The following is a 16053-nucleotide window of genomic DNA, read 5'->3' as shown; positions in this document are numbered from 1 at the left end:
TCTGAGGTTCCGCCCCCGACCACCCAGGCAAACCGAGTTCAACAACCTGAGGGAAAACACGTGAAACCGCATGACATGGGTGTCCTGTTCGACGAGTGCGCAGGCAGCGGGACGACCGTGCACCTGGACCGGCCCTTCGACATCGCGCCGGACGGCGGTGTCGAGTACGGGGTGGCGGAGCTGGCCGCGCTGGTCCGGGACGCGGCCGGATGGCTCGCCGCCGCCGGGACCAGGCCCGGCGACCGGGTGGCGATCGTCAAGGCCAACCACTGGGACTACGACCTGCTCGCCTGCGCGGCGGTGCGGGTGGGCGCGGTCCCGGCGCAGCTGTCCGCGCACCTGTCCGCCGAGACGCTGGAGGTGCTGCTCAAGCGGCTGGAACCGGCCGTGCTGGTCACCGACGTCGGGGTGCTCGAACGCGGCCGGGTCGAAGGCGCGGACCTCGGGTCGTTCGCCCGCCGGGTGCTCGCGCTCGACGGGAGCGCGCCGGGCGCGCTGACGATGGACGACGTCCGCGGCGGCCCCGTGCCCGCGCCGCACCGGCGCGCCGACTACGCGCCGCTGATCATCCACCACACGTCCGGGACGACCGGGGTGCCCAAGCTCGTCGTGCACTCGACCCGGACCATCATCGACAAGCTCGCGCGGTTCGAGACCAACCGGGTGCCGCGCATCGGCGTCCGGACCGACGACACCCTGCTCAACGCGAGCTCCTACGCGCACGGCCGGACGTTCTGCTGGACGGCGAGCGTGATGTGCCTGGCACCGCGGCGGATCACCTTCCTCACCCACCAGGACCCGGACCGGGCGGACCCGCTGCTGCGGGCCCACCCCCCGACGGTGGTCGAGGCGCTGCCCGCGACCTTCGTCCGCCTCCAGCCGCTGACCGAGCGGCTGGACAACCCGTTCCGCCGGGCGCGCCTGTTCATCAGCACCTACGACGCGATGCACCCGCCCACGATCCGCGCGTACCTCACCGCCTCCCGCCGCAGGAGTCCACTGTGGATGCAGGGGTGGGGGCAGACCGAGACCGGTCCGCTGACGTTCCGGTTCCACACCCGCCGTTCGCTGCACTCGAAGTACAGCCGCAAGCCCGACACCCGCAACCTGGGCAGGCCGGTCCCGGTCAAGACCCGTCTGCGGGTGGTGGACCCGGACACGCTGCGGCCGGTCCGGCGCGGGCAGACCGGGCTGATCCTGACCCGGACCGCGGCGCTGTGCCTGGACTACGTCGGCGAGCACGAGCGCTACGAGGCCAAACGGGTGGGCAAGTGGTGGAACACCGGCGACCTCGGCCTGCGCAACCGGGACGGCAGCGTGCACCTGCTCGACCGCGAGGTCGACCGGATCACCGACCTGAGCTGCCTGGAACTCGAGGACGTGCTGGAGGACCGGCTCGCCGCCGCCGACGAGTGCGTGGTCCTGGGCTGCCCCGGCGTCCCGCCGCTGCCGGTGGTGGTGACCGAGGACGGCTCGCTCGACCACGCGGCCTGGCGCCGCGCCACCCGCGACCTGCCGCTCCTGCAGGACCCGGTCGGGCTCACCTGGTCGGAGGTCCCGCGCACGGGCACCGGCAAGGTGCGCCGCTACGCCCTGCTGGAGCAGCTGACCGGGCGCACCGACACCTCCGGAACGGGCCGGTGGACGTGACCGGCTACGTCTTCGACAACGACAGCGCGCACAGCCGGGACCAGCACCGGTTCCTGACCGCCGCGCACGACCCGATGAGCATCACCCGGCTGGTCTCGACCGGCGTCACCGACGGCTGGGACTGCCTGGAGATCGGCGCGGGCGGCGGCAGCATCGCCGGGTGGCTCGCGGACCGGGTGGCGCCCACCGGCACCGTGCTGGCCACCGACATCAAGCCGCACCGGATCCCGGACCGGCCGGGCCTGACCGTGCTGCGCCACGACGTGGTCGCCGATCCGCTGCCGGAGGCCGGGTTCGACCTGGTGGTGGCCCGGCTGGTGCTGCGGCACCTGCCGCGCCGCCAGGAGGTGCTGGCCAAGCTGGCCCGCGCGCTCCGGCCGGGCGGCACGCTCCAGATCGACGAGTTCGACACCTCCTACGAGCCGCCGCTGATCACCCCCGACGACCGGTCCCGGCAGCTCTACGAGCGGTTCCTGGCGGCGAAGGCGGAGGTGATGGCCGAGGGCGGCGTCGATCCCGCCTGGGGCAGGCGGGTCGGCGCCGCGATGTGCGAGGCCGGGCTGGTCGAGGTCGATCCGCAGCCGTTCGTCCAGCTGCGCAGCCCCGGCAGCGCGGACCTCGAACAGCTGGTGCACCACACGTTCCACCTGCGGGACAGGCTCGTCGCGGCGGGCATGACCGACCGGGAGCTCGACGAGCTCCGGGAGATCATGCGCGATCCGTCGTTCCGGGCCTGCTCCAGCGTCATGTACTCGGTGCAGGGGAAGAGGGCGAAGCGATGACCGCGGTCGCGACCGCCGTGGCGGCGCGGAACCTGGCTCTGCTGGAGGAGGTTCCGGCGGTCGGTTGGGAGATCGACTGGGCGGGGCCGGTCGGCCTGCCGCTGGCGGACGAGACGAGCGTGCAGGCGGCGTGCGGGATCATGCACGTCCACGGCCGCGCCGGCGGCCGACCGGCGGCGCTCGCCGTCGACTACGCGTCGGCGACCGCCGGAGTGCTTGCCGCGCAGGGTGTTCTCGCCGCAGGCATCGGGCGTGCCCGGGGTCTCGCGGTCGCCCGGGTCCGGACGTCGGTGGCGCAGGCGGCGCTGATCTCGCTGTCGCAGTACCTGGCCGCTGCCACCGCGGACGACCCGGAGGAGGACCACGCGCCGGGGACGCCGGATCTGCGGTCGGCGGACGACGTCCGGTTCGAGATGGAAACCCTGGACGCCATGGACTGGCTGCGGTTCTGGACTTCGCTGGAGGCCGATCCCGGTGCGGTGCGACGAGGTTGGCGACCCTTCCAGCAGCGGTTCGCGACCGCTGCGTGCGCTCTGCCGGAATCGTTGCGGGCGGCGGTCGGCGCCCGTGATTTCGGCGCGATCGCCGAGGCGGCGCGGAATGCCGGGGTCAGCGTGCTGCGCGTTCGGGAGGACACCGAGCATCCGACTCGGGTCTCGCCGTGGAAGCTCACGAAGCTGGGCACGGCTGGCACTCCTGCTCGCGTTGCTCCGCTGCGCCTGCCGTTGGAGGGGCTGACGGTCGTCGAGTCGACGCGCCGCGTCCAGGGGCCGATGGCCGGGCACGTTCTCAGCCTGCTGGGTGCCGACGTCGTGCGGATCGAGCCGCCGGGCGGCGACCCGATGCGGGGGATCCCGCCGATGGCCGGGGACTGCTCGGCCCGTTTCAGCGCCCTCAACGCGGGGAAACGCGTTGTGGAGGTGGATCTGAAGACCGCGCCCGGCGAGGTGCGCGAGCTGATCGCCGACGCCGACGTCTTCCTGCACAACTGGGCACCGGGCAAGGCCGCGCAGCTCGGGCTCGACGCGGAGGATCTTGCCCGCGTCAACCCGGGCTTGGTCTACGCGTGGGCGTCCGGCTGGGGTGACGAGTTCGGCGACGCCCCGCCCTTGGGCACCGACTTCCTGGTGCAGGCGCACAGCGGCGTGGCCGCTGCGCTGGGGCGTTCGCCGTCGCTGATGACGTTGACCGACGTCCTCGGTGGGCTGGTCTGCGCGCAGGGTGTGCTGGCCGCGTTGCTGGGCAGGCTGACGAGAGGGGAGGGTGCGCGGGTCGACTCCTCGCTGTACTCCGCCGCGGGTTTGATTCCCCGGACGCGGTCCAATCGAGAGGTCCTGTTCACAGAGGACGGATACGTCGCCGGTCGGACGCCAGTGTGCACGGACCTGCGCGCACTGGCGTCCGATCCTCGGTTCAGTCCCGCGCTCAAGCACGAAGGACACGTTTTTCCTGTCGCACCATGGGAGTTCGAGTGACCACGCCGTGGGTTTCGGGCAATGGCATCATCATTCGCGATCTGGTTCCCGAGCGTGATCGGCGACGGTGGGTCGCCGATGGGCACTGCCCGGACCGGGATCTGTACTCGCTTTTCCACGAGCAGGTCCGGCGGAATCCTGATCGCGAGGCCGTGATCGACTCCACCGGCGTGCTCGACTACGCGGCCCTGGACTCGCGAGTACGCGCGATCGCCGCGACGCTCGCCGCTTCGGGGCTGGGTGAGCGGGACATCGTCGGGATCAGGATGGCCAACGGGCGTGACATGGTCGCGGCGGAACTCGCCGTGGCCGCGATCGGGGCGGTAGCGCTGCCGTACCCGGCAGGGCGGGGGAGCCGGGACACGCTCAGCCTGCTCGGCCGGTCGCGGGCTGCCGGGGCGATCTTCGCCGATCCCGTGGACGTCGAGCTCCAGCGGGAGCTGCCGGACCTGCGCGCGGTGTTCACCTTCGGTCCGGCCAGGCCGGACGCCGTCTGCCTGGACCAGGTCGAACCTTGTCCACAGTGGTCCGCGTGTCGCGTCGATCCGGAGTCACCAGCGCGAATCCTGGTGTCGTCCGGTTCGGAGTCCGAGCCGAAGATGGTCGCCTACTCGCACAACGCGATGGGCGGCGGGCGTGCGAACTACCTGCGCGCGCTCCACGACGGTGACGGCCCGATGCGGAATCTGGTGCTGGTTCCGCTGGCGTCGTCGTTCGGTTCGTGCGGGACGTCGGTGACCATCGCCGCGCTGGGCGGAACGCTGCTGGTCCAGGACTCCTTCGACCCGGCAGCGGCGCTGCGGATGATCGCCGAGCACCGGCCGACCCACGTGTTCGGAGTGCCGACGATGTTGCGCAGGCTGGCGGATCGCCTTGGTGGAGAGGACATTTCGAGCCTGCGCGCGCTCGTGTCCAGCGGAGCCGCGCTGCCGGAGGCGACCGAGCGGGTGTGCCGGGAGGCGTTCGGCCGCCCGGTGATCGCGGTGTACGGCAGTTCGGACGGCGTCAACTGCCACACGGCGAGGACCGGACCGGGCGCCGGGACGGGCCTGCCGGACCCGGCGGTCGCGGAGATCGAGATCGCTGACGAGACCGGGAACCCGCTGCCTGTGGGAGAACCGGGCGAAATCCGCGCGCGCGGGCCGATGACACCGCAGTGCTACGTGGGCTCGCCGGAACTCGACTGCCGCTACCGGACCGAACAGGGGTGGGTCCGCACCGGCGACCGCGGCGTGCTCGACGAGCGCGGGCGGCTGCACGTTCTGGGGCGGCTCAAGCAGATCATCGTGCGCGGTGGTTACAACATCAGTCCGGCCGAGGTGGAGCAGGAGCTCGGCGCGCACCCCGGGATCGCCGACGTCGTGTGCGTGCCCGTGGCCGACGCCGAGCTGGGTGAACGGCTGTGCGCGTGCATCAGCCAACCGGCCGGGAGCAGGCCGATCACCCTGCCCGAGGTCACCGCTTTTCTGGAGACCGAGCGCGGTTTGGAACGGCGGAAGCTGCCGGAGGTGCTGGTGCATGTCGCGGAGATGCCGTTGGGTCCGACGGGCAAGATCTGCCGGCGGACGCTGACCGCGCTGGCGGCCCGGGGCTGACGGGCCGCCGGCCTCAGACGTCTTCCGGCTGCGGGAGATCCGGCCTTTCGCGCAGTTCCCGGAGTTCCTGCCGCAGGGCGCGCAGTTCGGCGAGCAGCTCCACGTCGTCGTGGGTGCGTGGCGCCGGGATCGACGGCGCCCGCTCGTCGGTGATCTGCGACTCCATCGCGTTGACCACGACCGCGATGAACAGGTTCAGCACGGTGAAGCTGGAGATCAGGATGTAGCCGACGAAGAAGATCCAGGCCAGCGGGCGTTGGTCCATCAGCCCCCGCAGGATGTCCGCCCAGCCGTCCCCGGTCATGATCTGGAACAGCGTGAGCAGGGAGGTGCCGAGGTCGCCGAAGCGCTCGGCGTCGGCCCCGGCGAACAGCTTGGTGGCCATCACCCCGGCGACGTAGAGCACGAGGACCAGCAGGCCGACGATCGAGACCACGCCGGGCAGCGCCGACAGCAGCGCGGCCACGATCCGCCGCATGCTGGGCACGGTCGACAGCAGCCGCAGCGCGCGCAGGATCCGCAGCGACCGCACGACGGAGAACGCCGCCGATGCCGGCAGCAGCGACAGCGAGACGATCGCGAAGTCGAACAGGTTCCAGCGGTCGCGGAAGAAGTCGGGGCCGTAGGCGTAGATCTTGGCCGCGATCTCGACGGCGAAGACGGCCAGCGCGGTGCTGTCGATCAGGCCGATCACGTCGCCGTAGCGGGATACCAGCACCGGGGAGGTCTCGCAGCCCAGGGCTATCGAGTTGACCACGATCACCGAGGTGATCAGCCATTGGAAGCCGGCGGACTCGAACATCGAGTGGAGGCGTTCACGCAGGTTCACGCGGACTCCGCGGGTGAGGGAAGCGGTCGGATGCGCGCACAGCTTATCGCCGCACCGTGCGGAATCTCGTTCCGGTGAAACTCTACTGTGGACGATTACGGTGCGTTGTGGTTCAGCGGCGGTGGTCGTCGGCGAGCGTCCGCGCGGATTCGACCAGGCCGTCGTCGAGCGCGGTTTCGGTGAGCCGGAACTGCCCGGCGTAGGCCGCGGTGATCGCCGCTTCCAGCTCGGGCAGCGACAGATCGGGTGCCTCGGTGCGGACCGATCCGACCGAATCTCCGTCGAAATCCAGGCCCAGGTGGCCGTAGACCTCGGTGAGCAGCGAGCGCAGCGGCCCGGCGTCGTCGAAGATCGCCACGGCGCTGAACAGCCACGCCTGGCGGACCAGCCGCTGCGCGGTCCCGACCAGCTTGACCTCGCCGCGCGCGTTGACGCTGTAGGCGCCGGGGCAGTACTCGCCGGGAACCGCGCCCACCCTGGCGTCCACGCCGTGCTCCCGGAGCAGGTCGGCCCACAGCCGGCCGTAGGTGGTGAACCGCTCGTTCATGCCCGCCGGGAAGTCCGGGTCCGGGCTGGCGTGGTCGACCACGACCGACTGCGGGGTGTAGGCCACCGCGCGCCCGCCCTGCGGGCGGACGACCGGCTGGAACCCCGCGTCCCGCACCGCGCGCAGCGCCGCGTCGAACCCCGGCAGCAGCGAGTCCCGGCGGCTGAACGCGACGACGGACCGCGTGGGCCGGTAGATCCGCAGCGCCGGCCCGGCGCCCTCGCCGCTGATCCGGCGCAGCAGGGCGTGGCCGACGGCGATCTCGAGCGCCTGGTCGTCGTTGCCGTCGAGCGCGCCGCGCAGCAGGTCCATGCCGGCGAGCCTACTTACCCGGTGGCAGTCGGCGGTGCGGTGGTGCGCTGGTCGCCGCGCGGTGCTGGGCCGATCGCCGCATCGCCTCAAAATCGTTTCAAAAGAGGAGTTCAAGTCCGAATCAAAAAATGGCGAGAAAACGTGATTGTGCCTGGGCGGCTGTTCCGGGTAGGGCGGAAGAATCGTGCGCCGCGTAGTTCTCCGGCCAGTGGGAACATATCGCGCAAATCGGCGATAGTCGGGGTGATATAGCACTGAAGTGTGATTACGGTCACATCGAATTCGGTGTTGAAACCGCGCTCTTGACCGGCGTAGTTTTCTTTGAGCTGGTCGGACATCGCCTGGAAAACCGGGAGTGGTTATGTGTGCGGCACCGACGCGCGGCGGCGGCGAAAGCATTTCGCCCGGCGACGCGCTGTTGAAAATGGGTCGGCTGCTCTCCCGGGAGGACTTCTCGAATGACCTGCGCGCGGTCTACCGCGAAGGCGGCCGTGAAGGGGATTCGTTTTATCGGAACCGCTGGAACCACGACAAGGTCGTCCCGTCCACGCACGGCGTGAACTGCACGGGGTCGTGCCGCTGGAACGTTTACGTCAAGGACGGGATCATCACCTGGGAGTCCCAGGACACCGACTACCCGTCGGTCGGACCGGACCGGCCGGAGTACGAACCGCGCGGCTGCCCGCGCGGCGCGTCGTTCTCCTGGTACTCCTACTCGCCGTCGCGGCTGCGCTTCCCGCACGCCCGGGGAGTGCTGGTCGAGATGTACCGCGCCGCCCGGCGGGAGCTCGGCGACCCGGTGCTGGCGTGGCGGTCGGTCGTGTCCGACCCGGAGCGCAGGCGGCGGTACCAGCGGGCGCGCGGCAAGGGCGGGCTGGTCCGGATCTCCTGGGACGAGGCGGTCGAGATGATCGCCGCCGCGCACGTGCACACCATCGCAGAGCACGGCCCGGACCGGATCGCGGGCTTCTCGCCGATCCCGGCGATGTCGATGGTCTCGCACGCGGTCGGCTCCCGGTTCATGGCGCTGATCGGCGCGCCGATGCTGTCGTTCTACGACTGGTACGCCGACCTCCCGGTCGCCTCGCCGCAGGTCTTCGGCGACCAGACCGACGTGCCGGAGTCGGCGGACTGGTGGGACGCGGCGTACCTGATGATGTGGGGCTCGAACGTCCCGGTGACCCGCACCCCGGACGCGCACTGGATGACCGAGGCCCGCTACCGGGGCCAGAAGGTCGTCGTGGTTTCCCCCGACTACGCCGACAACACCAAGTTCGCCGACGAGTGGCTGTCCGCGCACCCGGGCACCGACGCCGCGCTCGCGGTGGCGATGGGCCACGTCGTGCTCAAGGAGTTCTTCGTCGACCGCAGGACCGAGTTCTTCTCGGACTACGTGCGCAACTACACCGACCTGCCGTTCCTGGTGACCCTGTCCGAACGCGGCGGCGGGCTGGTGCCCGGCAAGTTCGTCACGTCGGCCGACCTGGGCAACGAGGGCGAGCACGAGGTGTGGAAGACGGTCCTGGTCGACGAGCGGACCGGTGAGCCGGTGGTGCCCAACGGATCGATCGGCCACCGGTGGAACAAGGCCGAGCCGGGCCGCTGGAACCTCGACCTCGGCGAGGTGGAACCGCTGCTGAGCCTGCACGGCTCCGACGTGCGCGGGGTGCGCCCGGTGGAGGTGCGGCTGCCGCGGTTCGACGCACCCGACGGGACCGGCCAGGAGATCTCGCGCGGGGTCCCGGCGTTCCGGCTGCGCCCGGACGGGCCGCTGGTGACCACGGTCTTCGACCTGCTGCTGGCGCAGTACGGGGTCGCGCGCGACGGCCTGCCCGGCGAGTGGCCCGCGGACTACGACGACGCCGAGGCGCCCGGCACCCCGGCCTGGCAGGAGCGGATCACCTCGGTCCCGGCCGCCCGGGTGACCCGGATCGCCCGCGAGTTCGCCGACACCGCGGTCCGCTCCGGTGGCCGCTGCATGATCCTCATGGGCGCCGGGACCAACCACTGGTTCCACTCCGACGAGGTCTACCGCACCTTCCTGACGCTGCTGATGATCACCGGCTGCCAGGGCCGCAACGGCGGCGGCTGGGCGCACTACGTGGGTCAGGAGAAGGTCCGGCCGCTGACCGGCTGGCAGACGCTGGCGGCGGGCACCGACTGGCACCGTCCGCCCCGGCAGATGATCGGGACCGCGTGGTTCTACACCCACACCGACCAGTGGCGCTACGACACGCTGACCAACGAGGTGCTGAGCTGGCCCGGCGCGGCGGGCGACCTCGCCGGGACCACGGCGGCGGACTGCCTCGCGCGTTCGGCGCGCGCGGGCTGGATGCCCTCGTACCCGACCTTCGACCGCAACCCGCTGGACCTCGTCGACGAGGCCGAGGCGGCGGGAACCGCACCCGCGCAGCACGTCGTGGAGCGGCTGAGGTCCGGAGAACTCGGGTTCGCCGCGGAGAACCCGGACGATCCGGCGAACTGGCCGCGCGTGCTGACCGTGTGGCGGTCGAACCTGCTGGGCTCGTCGGCCAAGGGCAACGAGTACTTCCTGCGGCACCTGCTCGGCACCGACGGCGCCATCCGCGGTCCGGAGACCGCCGAGCACGCGCGTCCCGCCGAGGTGAGCTGGGCGGAGCAGGCGCCGGAGGGCAAGCTCGATCTCCTGCTGTCGCTGGACTTCCGGATGACCAGCACCACGCTGTTCTCCGACGTCGTGCTGCCCGCCGCGACCTGGTACGAGAAGCACGACCTGTCCAGCACGGACATGCACCCCTACGTGCACTCCTTCAACGCGGCGGTCAACCCGCCCTGGCAGTGCCGGACCGACTTCGACGCCTTCCACGCCATCGCGCGGCGGTTCAGCGAACTGGCCGCGGAGCACCTGGGAGTGCGCAAGGACCTGGTGGCCACCGCGCTGGGCCACGACACCCCGGGCGAGATCGCGCAGCCGGGAGGCGTGTTCCGGGACTGGCGCGGCGAGGGCCTGGAGCCGGTGCCGGGCAGCACGATGCCGACGCTGACCGTCGTCGAGCGGGACTATCCCGCGGTGGCGGCGAAACTCGGCGCGCTCGGCCCACTGCTGGACAAGCTCGGCACCACCACCAAGGGCTACACGGTGGAGGTCGAGGAGGAGCTGCGGTGGCTGGGCGACCACAACGGACTCGCCAGGCAGGGGCCCGCGGAGGGCCGGCCGCTGCTGGACACCGACCGCAAGGCCGCCGACGCGATCCTGGCGCTGTCCGGGACCACCAACGGCCGGGTGGCCGACGCGGGTTTCGCGGCGCTGGCCGAGCAGGTCGGCAGGCCGCTGACGCGGATCTCCGAGCACCGCAGGGAACACCGGATCACCTTCGCCGACACCCGGTCGCGGCCCGCGCCGGTGGTGACGAGCCCGGAGTGGTCCGGCGACGAGTCCGGGGGCAGGCGCTACGCGCCGTTCACCATCAACGTCGAGCAGCTCAAGCCCTGGCACACGCTCACCGGGCGCCAGCACGTGTTCCTCGACCACGACTGGATGGCCGAGCTGGGCGAGCAGCTGCCGCTGTACCGGCCACCGCTGGACCTGCACCGGTTGTCCGGCGAACCGCGGATCGGTCCGCACGGCGAGGCCGAGGTGGTGGTGCGCTACCTGACCCCGCACTCGAAGTGGTCGATCCACAGCGAGTACCAGGACAACCCGATCATGCTCACGCTCTCCCGCGGCGGCCCGGCGTTCTGGATCAGCCCGGCCGACGCCGCGGTGATCGGCGTGGCCGACAACGACTGGATCGAGGCGGTGAACCGCAACGGCGTGGTGGTCGCCCGCGCGATCGTCTCGCACCGGATGCCGACCGGCACGGTTTTCCTGTACCACGCCCAGGAACGCACGGTGAACGTGCCCAAGAGCGAGACCACCGGCAGGCGCGGCGGGATCCACAACTCGCTGACCCGGATCCAGATCAAGCCCACCCATCTCATCGGCGGGTACGCGCAGCAGTCCTTCGCGCTGAACTACCACGGCCCGACCGGGAACCAGCGCGACGAGGTCACCGTGATCCGCCGCCGCAGCCAGGAGGTCGAGTACTGATGCGCGTGATGGCCCAGCTGGCGATGGTGATGAACCTGGACAAGTGCATCGGCTGCCACACCTGCTCGGTCACCTGCAAGCAGACCTGGACCAACCGCGGCGGCGTCGAGTACGCGTGGTTCAACAACGTCGAGACCCGGCCCGGCCAGGGCTACCCGCGCCGGTACGAGGACCAGGACAGGTGGCGCGGCGGCTGGGAGCTGGACCGCCGGGGCAGGCTGCGGCTGCGCGGCGGCGGCAGGCTGCGCAGGCTGGCGTCGCTGTTCGCGAACCCGGACCTGCCCGGCCTCGGTGACTACTACGAGCCGTGGACCTACGACTACCGCAACCTGGTGGACGCGCCGCTGGGCGACGACGTGCCGGTGGCCCGGCCGACCTCGGCGATCACCGGTGCGCCGACCTCGGTGACGTGGGGGCCGAACTGGGACGACGACCTCGGCGGGATGCCCGAGCACGCCGACGCCGACCCGGTGGTGGCCAAGCTCCGCGACGAGCTCGGGATGAAGCTGAAGTTCGAGTTCGAGCAGTCGTTCCTGTTCTACCTGCCCCGGATCTGCGAGCACTGCCTGAACCCGTCGTGCGTGGCGTCCTGCCCGTCCGGGGCGATGTACAAGCGGGCCGAGGACGGCATCGTGCTGGTCGACCAGGACCAGTGCCGGGGCTGGCGGATGTGCGTTTCGGGCTGCCCGTACAAGAAGGTCTACTTCAACCACAAGACCGGCAAGGCCGAGAAGTGCACCTTCTGCTACCCGCGGGTGGAGGTCGGCCAGCCGACGATCTGCTCGGAGACCTGCGTCGGCAGGCTGCGCTACATCGGCGTGCTGCTCTACGACGCCGACCAGGTGACCGAGGCGGCGAGCATCACCGACGAGCACGCGCTCTACCCCGCGCAGCGCGACCTGTTCCTCGATCCCGACGATCCCGAGGTGATCGCCGCGGCCGAGCGAGCGGGCATCCCGCACGACTGGATGGAGGCCGCGCGGCGCTCGCCGGTGCGCGACCTGATCTGCACCTACCAGGTGGCGCTGCCGCTGCACCCGGAGTACCGGACGATGCCGATGGTCTGGTACATCCCGCCGCTGTCGCCGGTGGTCGACGCGGTCGCCGAGACCGGGTTCGACGGCGAGGACGCCGGGAACCTCTTCGGCGCGATCGACGCTCTGCGGATCCCGGTGGAGTACCTGGCGGAGCTGTTCACCGCGGGCGACGTCGGCCCGGTGCGGGGTTCGCTGCGCAAGCTGGCCGCGATGCGCTCCTACATGAGGTCGGTGAACCTCGGGGAGCAGCCGGAGGAGTCGGCGCTGGCCGCGGCCGGGCTGACCACCGATCAGGTGCGGTCGATGTACCGGTTGCTGGCGCTGGCCAAGTACGACGAGCGCTACGTCATCCCGACCGCCGGGATCGGCGACGCCCACGACCTGGAGTCCATCGCGACCACGTGCAGTCTGGACACCGACGGCGGTCCCGGTATGGGCGGTGGTTCCGGAACGGGTGGCCAGGAGCTCAAGACCGGCGACACCGATCTGTTCGTCTGGAGCGGCAGCGGCCGTCCGGACGGGATGTTCCCGACGCTGAAGGGCCAGGGGCGGTCGTGAGGCGCCTGTTCGGGCAGCGCCGGTCGGCGCGGTCGGTCGCGGTCGTGCGGCAGGTGTCGGGCTGGTTGCTGCACTACCCCGACGACCAGCTGTGGTACCGGCTGGACCTGCTGGAGCAGTGCGTGGACGAGCTCGGCGGGCTGGACGCGGCAGCGCACCTCCGCCCGGCCGTCGAGTACCTGCGCGGCACCACGCCGCGGGCGGCCGAGCAGCACTACGTCGAGGTCTTCGACACCAAGCCGCGCCGGGGCCTCTACCTCACCTGGTACGTCCACGGCGACACCCGGGTGCGCGGCGGCGCGCTCGCCGAGCTCGTCGGCGTGTACCGCGAGCACGGGTTCCGGCTCGAAGGCGGGGAACTGCCGGACTACCTGCCCGCCCTGCTGGAGTTCACCGCGACCGGGGACCGGGCCGCCACCCGGCGCGGCGAGCAGCTGCTGGAGCGGTTCCGCCCGGCGCTGGAACTCCTGGCGCGCAAGCTGGGCGAGATCGCCACCCCCTACGAGCACGTGGTGCGCGCGGTGCTGGCCACCGTCGCCGAGTCCGGCGCACCGCTGCCCGAAGTCCCGCCGGCCGAGCAGGTCGGTCTCGATCCGTATCCGCGTGCTGTGGGCAGGGGGCTGAGTTGAGTCCGGTCGATCTCCTTCTGTGGGGCGCGTTGCCCTACGTCGCGTTCGCGGTGTTCGTCGTCGGTTCGGTGTGGCGCTACCGGCACGACAAGTTCGGCTGGACCAGCCGGTCGAGCCAGCTGCACGAGTCCAGGCTGCTCCGCCTCGGCAGCCCGATGTTCCACTACGGGCTGTTCATGGTGCTGGGCGGCCACGTGCTCGGCCTGCTGGTCCCCAAGGAGCTGACCGAGCTGGTCGGCGTGACCGATTCGATGTACCACGTGCTGTCACTGGTCGCGGGCGGAGTCGCCGGTCTTGCGGTGGTCGTGGGCCTGGGAATCCTGTTGTGGCGCAGGTGGAACACCGCGGCCGTGCGCAAGGCGACCACCCCCGGCGACCGGATCACCTTCGTGGTCCTGGCGCTGGTGGTGCTGGCCGGCATGTGGGTGACCGGCATCGACAACGGGATCAACGGCCCGTACGACTACCGCGCGAGCGTGAGCCCGTGGGTCCGCAGCATCCTGCTGCTCCAGCCGGAACCGGGGCTGATGGCGGGCGCGCCGCTCAGCTACCGGATGCACGCCCTGCTGGCGTTCGCGCTGTTCATGCTGTGGCCGTTCAGCCGCTTGGTGCACGCTTTCAGCGCGCCGCTGCACTACCTGTTCCGCCCCTACATCGTGTACCGCAGCCGCACCGGCGACAAGATCGGGACACGAGCACCCGACCGCGGCTGGGAAAGGGTGTGACCTCGGCGGCCGTCGAGTCGGTCGGCCCGAACTGGTTCACCTCGGTCATGGGTACCGGGATCGTCGCCAACGCCGCGGCGACCCTCCCGGTCCACCTGCCGGAGCTGGAGATCGCCGCGACGGTGGTGTGGCTCGTCGCGGTGGTCATGCTGATCGCGATCACCGCCGTGTTCGCCGCGCAGTGGCTCGTCCGGCCGGCCACGGCTCGGCGGCATCTGGAGCACCCGGTGATGGCGCAGTTCTACGGCGCTCCGCCGATGGCGCTGCTGACGGTCGGCGCGGGGGCGGTGCTGGTCGGTCACCGCGTCCTGGGTGAGCAGCCGGCGCTGGCGGTGGACTGGGTGCTGTGGAGCGCGGGCACGGTGACCGGTCTGCTCTGCGCCGTCGTCGTTCCACTGTGGATGTTCACCAGGCACCGGCCGTCCCCCGGCGCGGCCTTCGGCGGCTGGCTGGTCCCGCTGGTGCCGCCGATGGTCTCGGCCGCGGGCGGCGCGCTGCTGGTCCCGCACACCCCGGAGGGTCAGCCGCGGCTGTCGTTGCTACTGCTGTGCTACGCCGAGTTCGGGGTGGGCCTGGCCGGATCGCTGGTCGTGATCACGCTGGTCTGGGCGCGGCTGGTCCGGCACCACGAGGGCCCGCCCGCGCTGGTGCCGACGCTGTGGATCGGGCTCGGCCCGCTGGGCCAGTCGATGGCCTGGTGGTCGTTCACGTTCCCGGTGGGCACGGTGGTCACCGGCACCAGCGAACTGGCCAGGCACTCGCACGCCGTCGTCTTCGCCGCCGCGGCGGTCATCTTCTACGCGGGGCTGGTCCTGGCGTGGGCGCTCGTGCTCGCCCGCACGGTGCGGTCCGGGCTCCGCGGCGTCCGGAAGGCCGAAGCGGATCCCGTCCGCACCGTGCGGGCCGAGGTCAGGAGAGCGACCGGCCGAGGAAGTCGCGGATGAGCGCGGCGATCTCCGGGCCGTGGGTTTCGAGCGCGAAGTGCCCGGCGTCGAGCAGGTGGATCTCGGCGTCCGGCAGGTCGCGGGCGAAGGCGCGGGCGCCGTCGGGGCCGAAGATTTCGTCGTGCTCGCCCCAAGCGATCAGCGCGGGCGGGCGGTGGGTGCGGAAGTACTCCTGGAACGCCGGGTAGCTCTCGACGTTGAACTGGTAGTCCCAGAACAGCTGGAGCTGGATCTCCTTGTTGCCCGGCCGGTCCAGGTAGGCCTGGTCGAGGACCCAGGTGTCGGGGCTGATCCGGTCGAGCCGGTCGGCGGGCACGCCGTGGGTGTACTGCCAGCGGGTGGCGTCGAGCTCCAGCATTTCGCGCATCGCGGGCTCGTTCGCGGCGCGGTCCTCGGCGTGGGCGAACAGCACGTCCCAGAACGGGGTGAAGCCTTCCTGGTAGGCGTTGCCGTTCTGGCTGATGATCGCGGTGATCCGCTCCGGGTGCCTGCTCGCGATCCGGAACCCGATCGGTGCGCCGTAGTCCTGGACGTAGATCGCGAACCGGTCCAGCCCCAGCGCGTCGAGCAGTTCCGAGGTGATCTCGGTGAGCTTGTCGAAGCTGTACTCGAACTCGCCGACCGGCGGCATGGCCGAGCCGCCGAAGCCGACGTGGTCGGGGGCGACGAGGTGGAACTCGTCGGCCAGCAGCGGGATCAGGCCGCGGAACATCGCCGAGCTGCTGGGGAAGCCGTGCAGCAGCACGATCGTCGGCCGGGCGGGGTCGCCGGCCTCCCGGTAGAACACCCGCTGCCCCTGGATCTCGGTCTCGCGGTGGTGCACGGTGGCGGTCATGCCATTCCTAACCGTTGTAAGTGAAGTGAACAGTTAGTATTCGATACTCGCGGGAGCTAACTTGTC

The 16053-nt window shown here is 71.1% G+C and carries 12 protein-coding genes; 9 read left to right on the top strand and 3 right to left on the bottom strand.

Features of this window, described 5'->3' with window-relative positions; all coding sequences use genetic code 11:
* Nucleotides 1-75: 75 nt before the first annotated feature.
* From ABD691_RS17275 to ABD691_RS17260, 4 genes are read left to right on the top strand one after another with little or no spacing between them, the layout of a single operon-like run.
* The gene (locus tag ABD691_RS17275) at nucleotides 76-1650 is read left to right on the top strand and encodes an AMP-binding protein (RefSeq protein WP_344681322.1); all 1575 of its coding nucleotides are present in this window, start codon (nucleotides 76-78) and stop codon (nucleotides 1648-1650) included.
* Nucleotides 1641-2432 (top strand): methyltransferase domain-containing protein, encoded by a 792-nt coding sequence (locus tag ABD691_RS17270; RefSeq protein WP_344680867.1) that lies wholly within the window; start codon nucleotides 1641-1643, stop codon nucleotides 2430-2432. The genes ABD691_RS17275 and ABD691_RS17270 overlap by 10 nt, the downstream gene beginning before the upstream one ends.
* A complete protein-coding gene (locus ABD691_RS17265; RefSeq protein WP_344680866.1) occupies nucleotides 2429-3907 on the top strand; it encodes a CoA transferase in 1479 nt (492 codons plus the stop codon). The genes ABD691_RS17270 and ABD691_RS17265 overlap by 4 nt, the downstream gene beginning before the upstream one ends.
* A complete protein-coding gene (locus ABD691_RS17260) occupies nucleotides 3892-5502 on the top strand; it encodes a class I adenylate-forming enzyme family protein (protein WP_344680864.1) in 1611 nt (536 codons plus the stop codon). The genes ABD691_RS17265 and ABD691_RS17260 overlap by 16 nt, the downstream gene beginning before the upstream one ends.
* Before the next feature lie 13 nt (nucleotides 5503-5515).
* On the opposite strand, the gene ABD691_RS17255 is transcribed toward ABD691_RS17260, so the two are convergent.
* Nucleotides 5516-6331 carry an ion transporter gene (locus ABD691_RS17255; RefSeq protein WP_344680862.1) on the bottom strand — a complete coding sequence of 272 codons (816 nt, stop codon included), beginning with the start codon at nucleotides 6329-6331 and terminating at the stop codon, nucleotides 5516-5518.
* A 112-nt stretch (nucleotides 6332-6443) separates the two neighbouring features.
* Nucleotides 6444-7190 (bottom strand): lipoate--protein ligase family protein, encoded by a 747-nt coding sequence (locus ABD691_RS17250; protein WP_344680860.1) that lies wholly within the window; start codon nucleotides 7188-7190, stop codon nucleotides 6444-6446.
* A gap of 361 nt (nucleotides 7191-7551) precedes the next feature.
* Here ABD691_RS17250 and ABD691_RS17245 point away from each other — a divergent pair, with 361 nt between their 5' ends.
* The 5 genes from ABD691_RS17245 to ABD691_RS17225 are packed head-to-tail and all read left to right on the top strand — an operon-like array spanning nucleotide 7552 to nucleotide 15152.
* On the top strand, nucleotides 7552-11259 hold the full coding sequence (locus tag ABD691_RS17245) for a nitrate reductase subunit alpha (RefSeq protein ID WP_425565095.1): 3708 nt from the start codon (nucleotides 7552-7554) through the stop codon (nucleotides 11257-11259).
* On the top strand, nucleotides 11259-12854 hold the full coding sequence (gene narH / locus ABD691_RS17240) for a nitrate reductase subunit beta (RefSeq protein WP_344680856.1): 1596 nt from the start codon (nucleotides 11259-11261) through the stop codon (nucleotides 12852-12854). Before ABD691_RS17245 ends, narH begins: the two co-directional genes overlap by 1 nt.
* Nucleotides 12851-13483, top strand: a complete 633-nt coding sequence (gene narJ, locus ABD691_RS17235) for a nitrate reductase molybdenum cofactor assembly chaperone (RefSeq protein ID WP_344680854.1) — start codon at nucleotides 12851-12853, stop codon at nucleotides 13481-13483. The genes narH and narJ overlap by 4 nt, the downstream gene beginning before the upstream one ends.
* Nucleotides 13480-14208, top strand: coding sequence for a respiratory nitrate reductase subunit gamma (gene narI / locus ABD691_RS17230; RefSeq protein WP_344680852.1), 729 nt, complete (start codon nucleotides 13480-13482; stop codon nucleotides 14206-14208). Before narJ ends, narI begins: the two co-directional genes overlap by 4 nt.
* Entirely contained in the window at nucleotides 14205-15152 is a 948-nt protein-coding gene (locus ABD691_RS17225; RefSeq protein ID WP_344680850.1) for a TDT family transporter, read from the top strand. Before narI ends, ABD691_RS17225 begins: the two co-directional genes overlap by 4 nt.
* On the opposite strand, the gene ABD691_RS17220 is transcribed toward ABD691_RS17225, so the two are convergent.
* A complete protein-coding gene (locus ABD691_RS17220) occupies nucleotides 15118-15987 on the bottom strand; it encodes an alpha/beta fold hydrolase (protein WP_344680848.1) in 870 nt (289 codons plus the stop codon). The genes ABD691_RS17225 and ABD691_RS17220 overlap by 35 nt on opposite strands.
* Nucleotides 15988-16053 lie beyond the last annotated feature (66 nt).

This window comes from Saccharopolyspora taberi, from assembly GCF_039534165.1.
GTDB lineage: Bacteria > Actinomycetota > Actinomycetes > Mycobacteriales > Pseudonocardiaceae > Saccharopolyspora_D > Saccharopolyspora_D taberi.
Note: the sequence above shows the minus strand (reverse complement) of the source record. Positions and strands in the feature narration are given on the sequence as shown.